This window comes from Candidatus Uabimicrobium amorphum, assembly GCF_009002475.1.
GTDB lineage: Bacteria > Planctomycetota > Uabimicrobiia > Uabimicrobiales > Uabimicrobiaceae > Uabimicrobium > Uabimicrobium amorphum.
In genome coordinates, this window is the sequence record NZ_AP019860.1 from 8,648,111 (window position 1) to 8,666,861 (window position 18,751).

The window sequence follows — 18,751 nt, forward strand, 5'->3', positions numbered from 1 at the left end:
AAGGATATTGCAAGTATTCTATTGATTCCCCTAATAATAGAATGTTTCTTGTCATTTATCAAGAAGTTTGCTATACAGTTTTTGACGTGAAGTTGTGACTTACCATTTACACAGAAAGTTTCATTATGAAAAAAATTGTTTTACTAGCGATTTTTATCGTCGCTATTGTTTGCCAGGAAGCTTCCAAGGCCACACCAATTTTTTGGAAAATAGAGGCTGAAAAACCAGTTTACTTACTTGGTACCATTCATCTTGGAGTTGATGCAGCAAAAGAATTCCCTGCGGAAGTATGGGAAAATTTACAAAAGTGCAAAACACTTGTTTTGGAAATCGATATGTCCAACGTCAATCAATTTGCTATGATGACGAAAATGCAGTTACCTCCGGGCAAAACCTTAGATCAACTTTTAGGTGCCGACTATTGGTCGAAGTTTCAAGAATTTGTTAAACCTCAACCGGCAGCCTTATTCAAAGGTTTTAAACCATGGGTTGTCCAAAGTATCGCTGCACAAAAGTTTATGCCGTTAACTCCTGCCGTGGAAATGACGCTTATGGAAAAAGCCAATAAAAGCGGTATTAAAATAGAAGCTTTGGAGACAATGGATGACCAACTAGAGGCTATCGACTCTGTTCCAGAAGAAGAGCATGTAAAGAGTATCAAACGCATGTTGGATGATACAGAAGGGGCACGTAAAGAAACTTTAGATCTTCTCAATGCTTACCGTAGCGGAGACTTAGGCAAAATAAAAAAGATGGCTCTTGAGTCCGAAGAAGCAAAAGAAGCTCCAGGTATGATCGAACATGTGATGGTAAACCGTAATAAAAAATGGATTCCTGCTATTGAAAAATACATCGCAAAAGGCAACGTATTTATTGCTGTGGGAGCCGCACACTTTGTGGGAGACAATGGAGTAATTAAATTGCTAGAGGCAAAAGGTTACAAGATTACTCGCATTGAATATACACAAGAATAGGATTGACTATGTTTATCAGAATTTCTTGTTTTTTAATTCTTTGTGTCAGTATTTGTGCACAGAATAGCGCCAATAACAACTTCTTTGTCGAAAGACAAATTTCCAAAGCCAAACAGATTGCAGAAGAAACAAAAGATGTTGTTGTGGTCGTAGAAACAGAATTGAAAGCTCTAATTATTTTTTGCAATGGAAATTTCAAGCATGTTTTGGTGCATGCACGCAAGCGTCAAGTGGGTATGAATTTTTACAAGATGGACTTTCTCTTACTAGATAAAATAGAGGGTAAGGACGTCGTTTTTAAAAACCCACGACGTTTTCGTTCTTTTTTAGCCAGTCGCAATGATATTACAATACGCAAAAATACTTTTAAGAGCTTTACAAACAAAGTGACTTCAAGTAGCGAATTTTTCAAAGCATTTGTACTGAATAACCGAAGGCGTTCGACAAGTCGACAAGACTTCATTGATGTACAAATATTTGATTTTCGCGAAAAAAAACAGCGTAAAAAGTCTAAAAGAAAATAGTGGTTCGTTGAATGCAACAAATAGAATATACATACACCCAAGATAATGTGCGTCTTGCGCTAGCTCGCTATAAAAACCCTGGCGGCTTACCTGTCATACTTGCTCATGGATTGGCACAAAACAGTTTTTTTTGGGATTTCCCTGTAAAAAATCACAGTTTTGCGCGTTATCTATTTGACAAAGGTTATGATGTATGGCTACCCTGCTTACGTGGTCATGGTCGCGGAGCACTCCATAGCGACAATAAATCCGACTGGAGCTGGAATATCGACGATCTAGCGATCTACGATGTTCCAGCTATTATTCAAAAAGTACTACAGATGACAAGTCAAAAACCTTTTTGGGTTGGTCACAGTATGGGAGGAACTCTCGCATACATGTATTTACAGGGGGCTCTTTACACACGACGCGTCGTTGCCAAAGAATGTATCAAAATCGATGGTCACGTCGAGTACAAAAACGTTCACAGTGCGCATGTAGTTGCCTGCAAAGAAAAAGCCGATGAGCGCAATGCTCAGCTCAACGGACTTATCACTGTTGGTTCCCCTGTGGCCATGACTTGGTCGCATGATCCTTTTCTCGCCAAGGTTATCAACCATCCATTATGGCAAGAGCTACATGTGTTTTCATTTTTAAGCAATCGTAAATTCTTACGTAGTTCTCTCAATAAACTTCCCTATCTTCCGGTTTTCTCCACTTTAGATGTTGTGGAAAAAATGTGCGGTAAGTGGTTTCAAAAAATGATTCACTTTCCCATTGCCCAAATAGGAACCACAAAAATTTTCTCGTTATTTTGGTATCCTCCCAACATGAACCGCCATCTAGTACAGACTTTGATGAGAGAATCTCTCAACGATATCTGTTCCCAAGTTCTCGAACAATTTGCCGACTGGATAGAACATCGTACATTTCGCTCTTTCCCCAACGGCAATGAAAAACCCCATATTTACAGCGAACACTTTTCCGCCATTACATTGCCACTTTTAATCATTGCTGGAGAACAAGACAAAATAGCCAAACCATCGGTTTTGTATCGCGAAGGCTTTTTGAAAATGGGAAGTGCGCAAAAAAAATATCAATGTTTCGATAAATTTGGACACAATGATTTGTGTATGGGGCTTCGGGCTCCAAGTAAAGTTTTTCCCTATATCGAAAAATGGATAGCGGCAACCACCAAACATCATTTCCAATAATATCGCACAAAATTCGTCCTCTACAAAAAAAACATTGAAATAGCAAGTTTAAAATGTTAACATTGCACGGCTGTTAGTGTTTCCCCCTCAAAACATTAATTACTGAGAGACCTATGTTTAAAACTCTTTCCAACAAATTTTATGATATAAAGAACAACTTTTTTTCCTCGGGAAAAATAAACGAGAAAAACATCCAAGATGGTATTAAAGCCATTGAAGAAGCTCTAATTAACGCTGACGTCAACTTTCGCGTTGTCAAAGGTTTAGTGAAAAGAGTTAAGGAAAAAGCTCTTGGCGAAGAACTAATCAAAAGCGTAAAACCAGGGGACCAATTTGTACAAATTGTCCACTATGAGCTTGTGGAATTGATGAAAAGTGATGATGAGGAAAGGCTACCCATCACCAAAGACCTTACCGTCATCATGATGGTTGGTTTGCAAGGAAGTGGAAAAACCACTACCTGCGGTAAACTAGCTCGCTATCTCATCAAAAAAGGACATCGTCCTTTGCTTGTAGCAGCAGACACACAGCGCCCTGCGGCGATCGAGCAACTAAAAGTGTTGGGAAAAACACTAGGGGAACAAATTTCGGAAGAGAGAGGGGAAGACTTTGAAGTCCCTGTTTACAGTGCTCCACAAGATCCTCCACCCAAAATTTGTAAAGATGCCATCCCGATAGCAAAAGAAAACAATAATGATATTGTGATTCTCGACACTGCGGGACGTCTGCACATTGACGATGCTCTTATGGATGAACTGCTTAGCATTCGCAAAAAAACCAAACCTGACCATGTGTTTTTTGTGATGGACTCCATGACAGGGCAAAACGCTTTCGATTCCGCAAAAATATTTAATGAACAAATCAACATTGACGGCGTAGTATTAACCAAGTTAGACAGTGACGCAAAAGGTGGCGCTGCTCTTTCGATAAAAGAAGTAACAGGTAAACCCGTCAAGTTTGTCGGTGTAGGTGAAAAACTCGATGCCCTAGAAGAATTTCACGCCGACCGCATGGCAAATCGCATTCTCGGCATGGGAGACATAGTGACGCTTGTTGACAAAGCGGAACAACTCATGGACGAAGAAAAAGCCGAGGAAATGTACCAAAAAATGGTAGATGCCTCCTTTACCATGCATGATCTTCTCGATCAATTCCAGATGATTAAAAAAATGGGAAACTTGCGCGATTTGATGGGAATGCTTCCCGGTGGACTTGGAGTGCAAATGCAAAATGTCGATATTGACGAATCGATATTTTCACGCATAGAAGCAATCATTCATTCCATGACTCCACAAGAGCGCGATATGCCCGACATCATAAATGGTAGTCGCAAACTACGGATATCTAAAGGTAGTGGAACTAAAGTGCAAGAGGTAAACCAACTACTAAATCAATTCCGTGAAATGCGCAAGATGATGCAAAATATGAGCAAAAGCGGTATGTTTGGCAACATGATGTCAGGTATGGGCGGCGGACTTGGAGGTCTTGGTGGAATGATGCCAGGTATGGGTGGTGCCAAGCAACGTTCGCGGCGCAAAAAGAAAAAAAGAAAAAAGAAATAATATTGTCAAATGTTTGTAACGGGACCTACAATCCCGGAGATGTTATAAAAGTTTTTAGTCAACGGAGGACGTAGTTTCTTAACAAGATACTACAAATGAAATATGGCTGTAAGGATAAGATTAACAAGAATAGGGCGTAAAGACGCACCTTTTTACAGAATCGGAGCCTATGATTCTAGAGCTCCACGCAACGGAAAATGCCTAGAGTTTTTAGGTTGGTACAACCCTTGTAATGGTGACGAAGATAACCAACTTCGCGTAAAACTAGAGCGCGTTCAACATTGGTTATCTGTAGGTGCTCTACCAACACATAAAACAGGTATTCTCCTGAAAAAAGCTGGTGTTGTATTACACAAGCCGAAAGCTGCAAAAGCAAAGAAAGAAAAAGCTGCAAAACCAAAAGGTAAAAAAGCAAAGAAACAAAAGAAATCTTAAAACGTTTTTTGCAGCAAGAACTTTATATTCTTGCTGCTTTTTTTTTGGAATCCTTTGGGAGGCGTGATGACAACAAAAAAAACACAAAAAATCCCAAAAATAATTACTCTTCTACAAAAAAAATATGACTGTGTTACCGTTAAATCTAAATTAACGCTCACAGAGCTCATAATTTATGCTACCCTCAACGAAGGGGAGACGAAAAAAAACACCGACAAGGCTTTAAACAAGCTCAAGGAAGAATTTGTCGACTGGAATGAAGTACGTGTTACCCATCCGCGAGAAATAGAGGAAGCACTTAAAGATACCCTCAAAGGCAACACTTACCAGAAAGCGGTAACTATTACAGAGGTTCTGGGCGAAATATTTTATGTGTTCAATACTCTACAACTAGCATTTTTGCTGGAGCAAGAGTTTATTGATGTGCATAAACAACTTCTTCAAATAGATTCAAATTATAAATTGTTGGCAACCCTTTTACTTCATATCGCAACAAATTCAGAGTACGTAACCGTACAACAAACCTGCGTAAGAGTAGGTAAAAGAATTGGCTTGTGGAATGAAACAACACCTTCATCTCTCAATAAAAACATAAACAAAAATACAGAAAAATACCTGACACAGCTCAATGTGTATTTATCTTTGTATGGAGAGGATGTGTGCGTATCTACTGGATACGATTGTAATTCGTGTATTTTATTAAAAGAATGTGACTTTGGCCAAAAACGTGTTGAAAAGAAAACAAAATCCCCAGCAACAACAAAAAAACGTAAGACTGAAGTGGCAAAAAAAGTATCTCGTTCGCGTCAAAAATCGTCTAAGAAATGATAAAAGCCCATTGTTCTATCATGAGGCAATGGGCAGAAAGTTTTAACTGCAAAAAGCAACTTCTCCCTTTTTGTACAAAGTGATCCGCGGTGTATTTCCGCATTGGGTGAATAAATCTCGCCAATCTTGCAATTCAAAGATACAAAAATCTCCCTCCTTACCTACTTCCAAAGACCCCAAATGCGATTCAAGATGAAGTGCACAGGCAGGATGAACGGTAATAGAGCGTAATACTTCATGCAAAGGCATACGTAAATACTTTGCGGCAAAATATCCCACCAACAAAATATTTGAACAAGGAGAAGAACCGGGATTCCAGTCCGTAGACAGGGCAACACGGATTCCTGCCTCTACAAACTTTTCATATGGAGAGTATGGAGCATTCAAGTGTACAGAACATGTGGGAAAAACTATGGCAATGGTATCGTTTTCTTTCATAGCACGAATCCCTGCGTCGCTGATATTCTCCAGGTGGCTGAGACTGGAAACTCCCATAGGTGCCAAAGCTTCCGCCGCGGCAAATGGCGATGTTTGATCGGCATGTATCGAGACAAATTTGTGTTTATCTAGCGCTGCGGTAATAATTTGCTGTGTTTCGGTAACGGAAAATGCGATGGCGTCGCAAAAAACGTCAACACATTTTACATGAGCAGCAAAATGGGGAATAAAGTCTTTTACGATCTGTGCCACGTATTCTTCACGCGAAATGCTACTGTGCAAGACATGCGCGAGATATGTAGGAATAATTGTCATCGCGTGCGAAGATGCTAACTCATTAATGAGCTTAATTTGGCGCATTTCGTGTTCTTTTTCCAAACCATAACCGCTCTTTGCTTCGAGAGTACCGACACCGTGACGCATAAACTCATCGAGAATCGTACCAGAAACTCGTTGCAATTCAGCATCACTGGCTTGCTGTGTACACTGAATCGTCGTGCGAATTCCCCCACCTTTGCGCGCAATTCCCGCGTAGCTTTCTTCCCCAAATATACGCACTTCAAAATCATCGGCGCGACCATAAGGGTAACCGCTAATATGCGTATGTGCGTCGATAAAAGCTGGACAGACTACGTGGTTCTTGGCATCAATTTCTCGTGGAGAGCCACTAATATTCTTCGCGACATCACAATCCGCTCCCATCCACTCAATTTTTCCATTCTTTATCGCCAAAGCACCATTTTTGATCATACCAATTTTATCGCAAGGCTCATTTCCTTTGGGTTTTAAAGGAACCGATAAAAGCTGCCCGATATTGCGTATAAGTAAATCAACCATCTAAAAATCCCCAAATGATTATTTTATTGAAAGCTAGTTATTACAGTTTATAATTGTAACCGTTATAAGCGAAAAGTAATCTCTAACACAGAAAGATAAAGACTTTTCTCAAGTATAAACGGCATCTTCGCTATGATAACAACAATAACAATAAGTTGCAAAGAGGAGTTTTGAATGAATATTTTAATCACAGGAGCAAATAGAGGTCTAGGGCTGGAATTTGTACAACAATACGCTGAAAACAGTCAAAATCGTATATTTGCTTGTTCACGCAATCCACAAACATTAGAAAAAGAAAATGTTTCTACTCACAAGCTAGATGTCACAGCAACAGAAGACATCGACAATCTAAAACAACAAATGGGTGAAACCTCGATTGACATACTGATTCACAATGCAGGAGTTTACGGCAGCAAATCCGGTTTTGGAAGTATTGATGTAGACTCATGGATTCACACACTAAAAGTAAACACCATTGCACCCATAAAACTAAGCGAAGCGCTAATAGATAATGTGGCCGCAAGTGACAAAAAAACCATCGTGATTGTTACCAGTAAAATGGGAAGTATTTCAGATAACACCAGTGGGGGAAGTTATGTATACCGTTCGAGTAAGTCGGCTGTCAACATGGCAGGTGTCAGCATGAGTCGTGATTTGAAAGAAAAAGGTATCACAGTATTACTACTACACCCCGGTTGGGTAGAAACAGACATGGGAGGCCCTAACGCTCTCCTAAAACCAAAAGAAAGTATAGAAGGTATGCGTAAAGTTATCCGTGAAGCAACGATAAATGACAGCGGAACTTTTTTTGCATACGATGGACAAAAAATTAACTGGTAATAACATAATGGAGTAAAAGGTGGAGTTTTTTATTAGTGTACTTATTGTACTAGTTGCCATAATGATATGGGAATCCCATTACAATAAACGGGAAAAAGAACGCAGTAAAGCACGAAACATAAAAGAATTAAATAAAATAGCGCAAAAATGCCTAGAACAAAAAACGATAAGTCCATCGCAATACCAACAAATAAAGATGATCTGTGACGACAGTCTATCAGTTCTTTTATTTAATAATAAACTCGACCTACCCATCCAAGAAAATAACCTCCCAAAAACACCATTCATATCTAACGAGAAAAAAAGTACACAACCACTGGTGCCAGACGCACTTTTTGAGGAAGAAAGTGTACAACCTACTGACCAAATTTTTGAAATACCAGAAGTAAAAACACCTAAAATACCAGAGGTGCCAGACGCACTTTTTGAGAAAGAAAATGCACAACCACTGGTGTCAGACTCACCACCGGTGTCAGACTCACCATCGGTGTCAGACTCACTTTTTGAGAAAGAAAATGCACAACCACTGGTGTCAGACTCACCACCGGTGTCAGACTCACCACCAGTGTCAGACTCACCACTGGTGTCAGACCCACCATCGGTGTCAGACTCACTTTTTGAGAAAGAAAGTGCACAACCACCGGTGTCAGACTCACCATCGGTATCAGACTCACTTTTTGAGAAAGAAAGTACACAACCAAAAGTGCCAGACTCACCACTGGACTCACCACCGGTGTCAGACTCGCCACTGGTGTCAGAATCGCCACTGGTGTCAGACTCACTTTTTGACTCACCACTGGTGCCAGACTCACTTTTTGAGAAAGAAAGTGCACAACCACAAGTGTCAGACTCACCACCGGTGTCAGACTCACTTTTTGAGAAAGAAAGTACACAACCACAAGTGCCAGACTCACCAACGGTGTCAGACGCACCACTGGTGTCAGACTCACCAACGGTATCAGACTCATTTATTGCAAAAAAAAATGTAGTTGCTAAATACAACCACTTTAAAGATAACTTATTGCTATTTTTGGGTTTGTTTCTAATTATGGCAGGAGAAATATTTTTAGTTGCTAACTTTTGGGCCGATTTATCGGGCCAAATGCGAATGTTTAGCAGCTATCTATTGGTTTTTTCTTCTAGCATATTTTTCTTTTTTATTGGCGATATTACCGTTCACAAATTGCGCGTGGAAAAAGGGGGTATCTTTTTATACTTACTTTCGTTATTGTTAATGCCTTGTACTTTTGTTGTCGTTCTATATATCCCATCTTTGGCTTGGCAAATCGGTATTTTTGTAGCTACTTTAGCTATATTTTGGATTATGGGGCGTCGCGTGGGAAGTTTTATTGACAAGGATCATGGGCAACACTTTGTCAATAGTTTTATCGCAACAAGTGCGATGCATTTAATATTCAGCTCTTCAGTGCAATATTTGTGGATGCCGATAGTATATGGTTCTATTGTCGTTTATGCTTATCGATTTTGGAAATTGCGTACCGCTTCCACTTATTTTGTGATGACATCTTTGTTTTTGAGCTTTGTGGCGATTTTTTCTCTTGCTGGACATTGGCTATATCATTTGTCTTATACACGAGAAGCTGTCTTTGTCTTTTGCGCACCACTATTATGTTTTTATGCTTACTTTCCTTTCATGCTGGATCGATTTGTCATTCGTTCGCCCTTACCACTCAATGTGTTACCGTTATCTGGACTAATGCTGTGTATTTTAGGTTTAACAATTTCCACTTCGCATCCGCAAGTACTTTTCTGTTGCGTTTGTAGTAGTTTTGTTCTTGTGTCTTTGTATACATATGCGTTTCGCAAACAGTATTTGTTATTCATCGCACTTGTTTTGTCTGGCGTAGGTTATTTACTACTGCCAACGATAGTTCCCGAATTTTCCCATGCAATTCACCATTGGCTTGGTGAACAGTTAGGTTACGAAAAGCTCCCTGTTTCTTACAGTGCTTTAGCATTTGTTCCCTATTTGGTCGCGGTGTGTGTTATAGGAAAATTCATCCCGAATATGTTGCGACCTATACAATTATGGTTTACCTTGGTATCTGTAGGTTTACTATGTTTAGTAAAACTCAGTGAGGGAGATTTTGCGCTCGCGGCCATTTCTTTACCTCTGTATACAATGCTATATGTACTCTCTTCAAGATTTTTACGCTTACCTTTTGCTGCGTATTTAATTTTTACAGCCCTTAGTATTTGGGGATATGATGTTATCAACTATTTGATAGATGCTCCCGCCGTCGCCGTTTATAGTTTACTTGGCATCGCTACGTTGTGGCTTTTTATTGCGATCATTTTGCCTAAAAAACGATATGCAATGCGTAAGTGTTTGTTGGACATATACACGTTATTAGTATTTTTCTGCGCGTTCTATCAAACGCAAAGCGCTCATTTCGGCGTCTATGACAGTATAGGACTCATTATCAATGGAATCTTTATCAGTTTGTGCGTATTGATCTACCAAAACAAATGGTTATGGATTCCTTCTTTTGCAGCTAGTTCCTTTGGTGTATATGCTTTAGTTGATCAATTTCCTCAAACCCCCAACTCCATATATAATTTTGCCTATGCTTTTGCTATTTGGGGTTACGTTTTGGCATGTATTGGTGGCATCATTAAACTAGCCGATACAAAACTACAATGGTTTCAAAATCGCGTAGTGCGCTTATCTCGGCGTGTATCCACCGACGTTCTCACACGTCCACTTTTGTATTTAATTCCCATGCCGTTATTAGCCTCTCTTGTTATTCTCGTAGTCGAAAAAGCTTTTCTACAACCTAGTTTTGGGGTGATGGTTACCTTTCTGTCGATGAGCATTTTGACACTGGTAATTCCTTCTGCTTTTAACTTTCCCGTTACTTTGACATGGCTAACGCAACTACTGTTTGTATTTTTCGCTTTACCCGCTTGCGTCAATTTATGGTGGTATGGAGTCGTCACATTTTGCCTTGGTAGTATATTATTTGCTTGTATTGCTTTTGCGCTGCACAATATCCCCCCTTTATATTTAGGTTCTTTTGCCACAGTGTATTCGGTGTATCGCTTTATGGTTTACTGCGGCCTCTCTTATGAGGTAATGCTGGTTGCTGCTGTTTCTCTAGCGCTCTTGTATGCAACGTTGTGTTTCTTTGTGAAAGAAAAAAACAGCAACTATTGTTTTCAAACGTACAGTTTTGCAATGGGGGCGGTAAGTCTTGCTGGTATGTCAACTCTTCTTGTGCAAAATTTTCACAGTTCTGCCGTATTCATCATCACCTCTTTTGCAACGACCATATGGGCTTTTCTGCACTATTTACGGCACCGCGAAAATGGCGTAGTTTTCTTATTTTTTTTGTGTATTGCCATGACAATCACTTTGTCATGCGAATACTTTTTTCCTACCATGTGGCAAATCCACGCATTGGGGCTGGCAGTATGCTCTTTTGTTTGGTGGCGTTTACAGCGACTACTACTCGCACCGATGAAAAGTTTTGTGACTTACTCCGCAATTCTCACTATGGTAATTTACGCACTTTGTGCTAAAGTCATTTTTGGATTTTGGCAATTAGATATCATAGCCTTCATTGCCCTAGGATTCGTAACAACATATGCTTCCATTCTTGCATTTCGTATACACAGTAGAATCTTTGTATGGATTTTTGCTTTTTTGATACATCAGATGGCTTTTGTCATACTGCTATTTAATAATGTCATTGTATTCCAACATATACTGAGTCATTTTGTGTGCGGCATTTTTTTCGTACTGTGGGTCGCACGACATTACAAAGCTCCACAATTGTACAGTTACAGCTTAACTGTTCTGAGCAGTATCACGATTGCCGTCATTTTAGGACGTTTCCATTTGCTTCATGATTATAGCATGTGGACGCTTACCTCATACTTGCCTGTCTTACTTTGCGGTGTTTCTTATGTTTACATATATCTAAACACCAAAAGTACATTTGCTCTGGCTTTTTCATTCGTCAGTGGCGGGATATGCGCAGTGTTATTGGTGGATTATTTACAATATCCATTCATATACTATGGCATCGCTTCTTCTTATTTGGCAATACTATATACAATTCTACCAATTAAAAAGCTGCCGCAAAGTGTCGTTGCCCATTATGCTGCCAATGTTGCGGCGTTAATTGCGAGTGGTATTTTTGCATACTTTTATGTGCAAAACTACAGCAACTATTGGTTACTGTATCGCTACCACATTGTACTCGGAACCGGGCTCATTGTTTTATCGCTAACTTTTACAATGAAGTTTATCAATTCACAACAACGCTTTTTTAGCTATTTATCCCTTGGATATTTTTACACAACACTGTTTTGCTGTGTGGCAAAAATATATTTTACACCACAATGGTATATCCTCACGTTTATCGTCGCATCGTGGCTAATATTATTGATCTTACAAGCTATTCGTCGCCTACAAATAATCATTTCTTCGTCTATCGACGCATCATTGGCGATTTTAGCAGTGTTCTTGTTCTCTTATTTAGCGCCTCTTTTTAGATTTCCCATACTGAATACAGAATTTCTATGGACAAGTCTGATCGCTTGGGCTTACAGCATCTATTTGCTGTACACGACAAAAACATCATGGCGCGCAAACATCGCCGTAAGTCTTTGTGCCCTCATCGGTGGCATTATTTTTCACAAATATGCTGTCGTTACATCCTTATTCACAGAAAATTATATTTACCCCAGTAGCGATTGGGCTGTATACGGTGGCTTTTACATTGCGCTTGGCTACTATATGCAGAAGAAACTTTATTCCTATTGGGGAACTCTTTTTACTTCAATGAGTGTTATTGCAGCCCTGGCTAGTTCCACACAATTGGCGTCGATTTTTGCACTTTGTATTTCTGCTGGTACGATACTCTTTGCTTTTATGGTATATGAATATATATGGTTGCGCCTCGGCACTTTTGCTTTACTCTTTGCCGCTTGTGGTTTGTTTGTCTATCATGCACCGCAGCAAATAACAACTCAAGTAGATCTTTCGATGTGGGCCATATTTTTTGCTGGTATCTCCAGCTGTTTAGCCCTAGTTAAGCGTTACAAAAAAGTTTACGACGCGGTTTATTTTTGCATAGTAATTACTCTGACACTACTTCTCACTTTGTCACTTAGCTCTTACTGCACTACGATGATGGTAATTACAGGTATTTTAAGCTTACTTCTATGTTCAAGTGCTTGTTTTTACATGGGAGCGAGGCAAACTAGCCTCTATGCATACTATATCGGATTGTTTTTGTTGGCAATGATACATGTTTTTGTGTCATTTAATAGCAACTGGTTAAATTTTGCCAACCCATACATGTACTTTTTTGTTTGCATAGCGTTGTTTCCCGCACTGCTCACCACATTGATTCGTCAACAACGATTGCAGAGGGCCATCGGAAACTTCTCCTTGGTAACAGCGGTATGCATATTTATATGGGTTGTCGCCTCCACATATTCGGTTCAGCTTCTGGGTACATACTTAATCTACTTAGCACTGGTAACGCTTGTTGCGAGCATCTATGTTCCGCTCACAGCACAACGTTTTCTTTCCCAAGAAAATCTGAGCAGTCTTGTGCAAACTCTCAGTTTTGCCGTGACGGTTATTTCCGTATATGCCATCACTGTGACAACGGATTTAAAGTGGTTGTGCTACACTGCGGGTATTATAGCAGCCGGCTTTTCCCTTGATTACATACGCCATCGCGACGAAAAGCCGTTGTATTACACACAAGCGTCTTTACTCATATGTATTTTACTAGCGCTTCACGAATGGTGTGCCGTTGAAATTGTATGGTTTCCTCTCATCGCAATTTCGCTTCTAAGCTCTCTGTTATTCCTTTCGACACATAAATCGAAAATACACCAGCAAATTGTTCAAGTGAGCCATCTATTGTTAAAACATACGATGCACATTGTGATTGCTTGTGGAGTTACGCTGTTTGTCAACTCCTCGACAGGAGCAAGCGCCACGGCACAAACACTCGCCAGTGAGTATCGCTTTTTATGGTTTTCAACAACAGTCGTTGCCATTTTAGCCATCAAGATATCACAATACCGTATGCAAAAAAGTTCATCATTATTGTTGGTGATGAGCACGATGGTAGGTATAGCATTGAGTACACCGCTAGCTTACTTTTTTCCAAGTATGGGAAGCATACCTTCTCTAGAGTGGGTGCTTACGGCTTGCGTTTTTTACCTATTGCCCACCACACGTCTCTATAGTTTTTACTGCCTATGGATCGCCCTACTGAGCACGGAATTTAATTATTCCAATAGCGCTACATTTATTTGCTTTGCCCTTGCCACGATATATTTTACTGTTCACACGCTGCGTAGTAATCGCGAAACACAAAAAACATGGTTACCCGTTTCGATCATCAGTTTTGTGTGTAGTTTATATTTTGTCGTGCTATACTTTTATCCGCAAAATCGCATACAAATGTGGGATTTATTTTCACTTAGCACTGCCTTTGCCAGTATTGCGGTTTTCGTCATCCACAAACGCCTTCACCCCGACAACAGACCGATTCTTATCCAAGCATCTATGATCCTAAGTGTTATTGCTGCGCTAGAAATATTGCAAATTTGGGCAGAACAACCTCCGATTCTCGCTCTGACGTGCCTCACATGCACCTCTTTTCTTTTAGGAAGCAAAACGCAACGTAGCTTTTTCTATTACTGTGCACAAATTCTCGTTGTGGCATTGTATTTTTCTGTTCAATACTATACACAGTGGCTACATTTCTTACATGGATACGATCCACACGTTCTCCTTATTTTCTCTATTACTTTTTTACACATAGGCTTATTAACAGAAAAACAAGAACTCCGTGCTTTTCGCATTTTTGCCGGTATTTTACCTCTCACTGTTTTTCTCTACGAACCATGGCGACTAGGTATGAATGCCTGCGTTTTATATATACTACTCGCGGTACATTTTGCCTTTATGTACAGAGGTGAAAAACGCATGTGGCAGTTGATTACTTCTCTGGTATTCCTCGACGTTGCTCTATATCACTACTGGCAAATAAAAATGATTGTAGACCCGCAATTTTACGGCATTCCGCTTGGTATTACCTTATTGGGGATCAGTGAATTTCATCGCAACGAAGTTTCGGCAAAGCAATTGCTTTCTCTACGCATATGCGGCATGTCTCTTATTTATGGCTCTTCTTTAATTCAGGTATTCTTACAACTGCAAGACCCCACCTATGCCGTGGTTCTCGCAGGAATTGCCTTTTTAGGTGTAATGGTAGGTTTTATCTTCAACAAAAACTTTTACATTTATTTTGCCAGTACGTTCCTCATACTAGATATTTTGGTGTATATTATAAAGTTCGGTGTCGATCATGGTATATTACAGGGATTGCTACTCGTGTTGGCAGGTATTACGGTTCTAGGGTCCGCTATTGTCTCTCAATTTAAGAAAAACAGATCTAACGATCATTAGCATTTTGCGTTGTAATGTCCCAAAAATAAACACTATCTTCGTCTGCGGAGAGAATGCGTGTGCCTTTTTTGTCAAATTCGCAATTTATAATGGGTTTCTCGTGGGCTTCAAGTGCAAGAAGCGGTAAATAATGATGCGAAGCTTTTTGTACTTTACCTGGCGCATCGTATTTAAAGTCGGTATTCCACAACAAAAGAGTTTGATCTTTACCTCCCGAAATAAGTCTTTTGCCATCGGGACTGAAGGCACAACACAGAACTTCGCGATCATGCCCTTGCAGAACAATACAATTGCCTTGATCAAAGCGTTTTGTTTCAGGATTTAAGAAATAGATCCTTACCGTCTTTTTTTCCGAACATACCGCCAAAAGTTTCCCATCAGGGCTGTACGTACAATGCGTAATACGCGGCTTGATGTTCACACGCTCATTTACAAGCAAAGAATACTCCCAACTTGGAATTTGTTCTTCGCAATTGATAAAGAGTATATCGCGAAATTCACCAACAATAGCGATTTGTTTTCCATCCGGTCGATACGCTAAATGGAGAGACTCAGGATTGGCCCCCCCTTGTTTTTTTACTAAGCTAGCGATGGCTTTATGGAATATTTCTTTCTTCTGCGATATGTCCCACATCAAGAAATATTCGTTACTCACAACAGCCAGTTGGCTCTCATTGGTGGGAGATAACAAACAGTTGACAATTTCGACTTTGTTCTTCGTATTGTCGACACCACGAGGTTTTCTAATCGCATAAACTAGTTCTCTACTTTTGCGATCGTACACGTTTAATAAATCTTTACTACGTCCAAAAAGTTTTTTTACCGCTAAAACGACATATTTCTCTGACATTATTCCATCAGAAAGTCCTTCCAACGATAGAGTAGTATGCTTAAAACTTTCCCCGCGAGTTATGCGGTTTCTTGTATCTACAAATTTTTTGTCGAAATCATAGACTTCTAATTCACATCTTTTATTGCCCACAATAAATTTGTTCCCCTGCGTAGAAAATTTTGCAAAACAAACTTGATCACGCTTTTTTATCGCAACAGGATGTTCTTTTTGTAAATCCCATAGAGAGGTGAATGATTTTTTTTCCCCTGCTTGACAAGAAATTAAATAACGACCATTTGTATGGGGTGCAATACAAGAAAAATTTCGACCGTCGCGCAATACTTTGTCTAACTTTCCCGATTTTATGTCAAATCTTTTGATAACATTATTATCGACAACAAATATTTTGTCCTTGTACAACTTGATATCTAAAAATTCACGATTAGCATTTTTGGCAAAAATAGCCTGTGGTTTTCGAGATAGCAAATCGCGAACATTCCAAATATTCACTTGCTTAGCGGTACATGTGGCAAGAATTTGTTGCCCTTTAAAATAACCCAAGTCGTTAAACTCGCACTCGACAATCCCTATATCTCCTTTTAATTTCTTGTCTTTTTTAAAGTCCCAAATGGTGATGATTCCGTCTCGCTCTAAACACAAAACTTTTGTATCGTTGTCGATAAAACAACAATACATCACGCGCTTTTTCACAACAAGAGTATTCACTGACTTCCCAGTACGGATGTTCCAAACTTTTACCACGTGGTTGTGATCTCCCGAAACAAGCCATTTGCTGTTACGCGAAAATCGACAGCAACTGATTTCATTCTCGTCGGAAACAACCCCATGGCGAAAAGTCCTCAATAGTTTTTTCGTTTTCACCGAATACAAACGAATAATTCCATGCTCGCTAGAGTAAACCAATAAACTTCCGTCGGAGTTGAAGTGGCAGTGTTTTACCTTCTCTATTTGCTCTTTAGGATTTTTTGAATTACCTTTTTGTACATCCAAAAAATGAGACTTTTTTGTATGGATGTTAAGAAGATTCATATAACCAGAACCACATATAGCAACGTAGTGTTGATAGATCCCTGAGCTAAAAACACAATAACGATGCCCTGCATCCTCTAAAATTGTTTTACTTTGCGAAAGGTTCACAGAATCAGAAATCCATCCCCATTCCCAATTTTTTAAATGTGCAAAGTCTTCATTGTGAAATTTATCCATATAAGTACCAATACCGGCAAGGTTGTTTTCTTTTAAATACTCATTGGACAACGTAACGGCTAAATAATAACTACTTTCGCGTGCTTCTTCGGCTCTTAATTCTGCCAAATCTCTCTGTTCTTTTGCTTCTATCGCCTTCTTTTCGGCATCCTTCCTATTCACATCTGCTTGTTTGGCACTCTGTGCTGCTTGCTGCCAATAATATCCTGAAAAAATACATAGACTCAAAATCACAAGAAAAATAGAGGTTTTCACTTTATTTTGCCATACCCACTTACGCGCTAGATCCATTTGCGTTGGTGGACGTGCAATAATCGGTTTGCCATTCAAGTAATTGTCTAAATCACTCGCCAATTCTTTTGCGGTGTTGTAGCGGTGGTGTTTTTTCTTCTCCAAACACCTCAGGCAAATAGCTTCAAGCTGTACCGGAATATCGGGGTTGAGCTGACGTAGGGGAATAGGTTCTTTCGTGGTGACTTGAAACATAATATTAAATGGTGTATCTCCTTGAAAAGGAGGACGTTCGGTCAAGGCTTGGTACAAAGTCGCGCCTAGCGAGTATACATCCGAACGACGGTCTACTTCTCCCGCTCCTAATTGCTCCGGAGGCATAAAAACAGGTGTACCTAAAACATCGGAAGCTTGAGAAAGATTACTGTCATCAAACTTCACCAAACCAAAATCCATCACCTTGGGCTCTTTGTTTTCATCGATCATGATATTGGCGGGTTTTATATCGCGATGTACATATCCTTTTTTGTGAATGTAGTGAATCGCCAAAGCAGCGTCACGAACAATACATAAACGCTTTTGCAGATCCATGTCGTTTTCGATGATATGCTGCGAAAAAGTCTTTCCAGGGATATATTCCATCGTGAAAAACGATTGTGGAGAGTGTCCGATTTCGTGTATTTTGATGATATTTGGATGATTGAGTTGTGCCATCGCTTCCGCTTCACGAGTAAAGCGTTCTTGCTGTACAGGGGAGACTTGTTGACTTAATAATAACTTAAGGGCCACCGTACGCTTTAACTTCGTGTCGTAAGCCTTGTAAACAATCCCCATTCCTCCGCGCCCCAGTTCTTTCCCCACCGTGTAATGATTAAAGACTTTATCTCCCGGCTTAAATGTCTTTGAGGTCGCAGATGCTTGTGAAGAACGATGAATGCCACTTTCTCGCGATTGATTTGTGGGATATTTGTTCGATCCGATGGCACTCACAGGATCGTTAGAACCAATGGCACTCACAGGATCGTTAGAACCAATGGCACTCACAGGACCAAGCGCTGGTTTGTCTTTTTCCACAGCTGACAACGGTGGAATGGTCGAAGTACGAAATGTGTACTCGGTTTGTATATCTTGCATTTGTTCAGGTGACAACAACTTGCTCTGTAACAATACCTGAGGTAAAGATACCGATAGCCCACGTTGTGAATATTGATTTTGCCACAGTATGGCCTGTTGTATAGCCGCTTCATCAATATATTTTTTGTTAAAAGCTATTTGAATAAAAAGTTTTTCTTGCGGAGTCATTGTTCACCTAACAAATGTAAAATGCATCGTCTTGTAACAAAGAAAAAGGCTAGGCTAGCCTTT

The 18,751-nt window shown here is 39.8% G+C and carries 10 protein-coding genes; 8 read left to right on the plus strand and 2 right to left on the minus strand.

Going from position 1 to position 18,751, the window contains the following annotated elements:
- The first annotated feature begins 125 nt into the window (after positions 1-125).
- From UABAM_RS30395 to UABAM_RS30420, 6 genes are all read left to right on the plus strand, one after another.
- A complete protein-coding gene (locus UABAM_RS30395) occupies positions 126-974 on the plus strand; it encodes a TraB/GumN family protein (RefSeq protein WP_151971746.1) in 849 nt (282 codons plus the stop codon).
- 8 nt (positions 975-982) lie between these two features.
- Positions 983-1,498, plus strand: coding sequence for a hypothetical protein (locus UABAM_RS30400; RefSeq protein ID WP_151971747.1), 516 nt, complete (start codon positions 983-985; stop codon positions 1,496-1,498).
- Positions 1,499-1,509: 11 nt separating this feature from the next.
- The gene (locus UABAM_RS30405; protein ID WP_151971748.1) at positions 1,510-2,691 is read left to right on the plus strand and encodes an alpha/beta fold hydrolase; all 1,182 of its coding nucleotides are present in this window, start codon (positions 1,510-1,512) and stop codon (positions 2,689-2,691) included.
- A gap of 113 nt (positions 2,692-2,804) precedes the next feature.
- The gene (gene ffh / locus UABAM_RS30410) at positions 2,805-4,253 is read left to right on the plus strand and encodes a signal recognition particle protein (RefSeq protein WP_151971749.1); all 1,449 of its coding nucleotides are present in this window, start codon (positions 2,805-2,807) and stop codon (positions 4,251-4,253) included.
- A 102-nt stretch (positions 4,254-4,355) separates the two neighbouring features.
- A complete protein-coding gene (rpsP, locus tag UABAM_RS30415; protein WP_151971750.1) occupies positions 4,356-4,688 on the plus strand; it encodes a 30S ribosomal protein S16 in 333 nt (110 codons plus the stop codon).
- A 66-nt stretch (positions 4,689-4,754) separates the two neighbouring features.
- Positions 4,755-5,516, plus strand: a complete 762-nt coding sequence (locus tag UABAM_RS30420; RefSeq protein WP_151971751.1) for a hypothetical protein — start codon at positions 4,755-4,757, stop codon at positions 5,514-5,516.
- A gap of 42 nt (positions 5,517-5,558) precedes the next feature.
- On the opposite strand, the gene hutI is transcribed toward UABAM_RS30420, so the two are convergent.
- The gene (gene hutI, locus UABAM_RS30425) at positions 5,559-6,791 is read right to left on the minus strand and encodes an imidazolonepropionase (protein ID WP_151971752.1); all 1,233 of its coding nucleotides are present in this window, start codon (positions 6,789-6,791) and stop codon (positions 5,559-5,561) included.
- A 174-nt stretch (positions 6,792-6,965) separates the two neighbouring features.
- Between hutI and UABAM_RS30430 the strand changes: the two genes are divergently transcribed.
- Entirely contained in the window at positions 6,966-7,631 is a 666-nt protein-coding gene (locus UABAM_RS30430) for an SDR family oxidoreductase (RefSeq protein ID WP_151971753.1), read from the plus strand.
- 19 nt (positions 7,632-7,650) lie between these two features.
- A complete protein-coding gene (locus UABAM_RS30435; RefSeq protein ID WP_151971754.1) occupies positions 7,651-15,096 on the plus strand; it encodes a hypothetical protein in 7,446 nt (2,481 codons plus the stop codon).
- Here the strand turns inward: UABAM_RS30435 and UABAM_RS30440 are convergent.
- Positions 15,083-18,688: a serine/threonine-protein kinase gene (locus UABAM_RS30440; RefSeq protein ID WP_151971755.1), complete on the minus strand. Its 3,606-nt coding sequence runs from the start codon at positions 18,686-18,688 to the stop codon at positions 15,083-15,085. The genes UABAM_RS30435 and UABAM_RS30440 overlap by 14 nt on opposite strands.
- Positions 18,689-18,751: the final 63 nt, after the last annotated feature.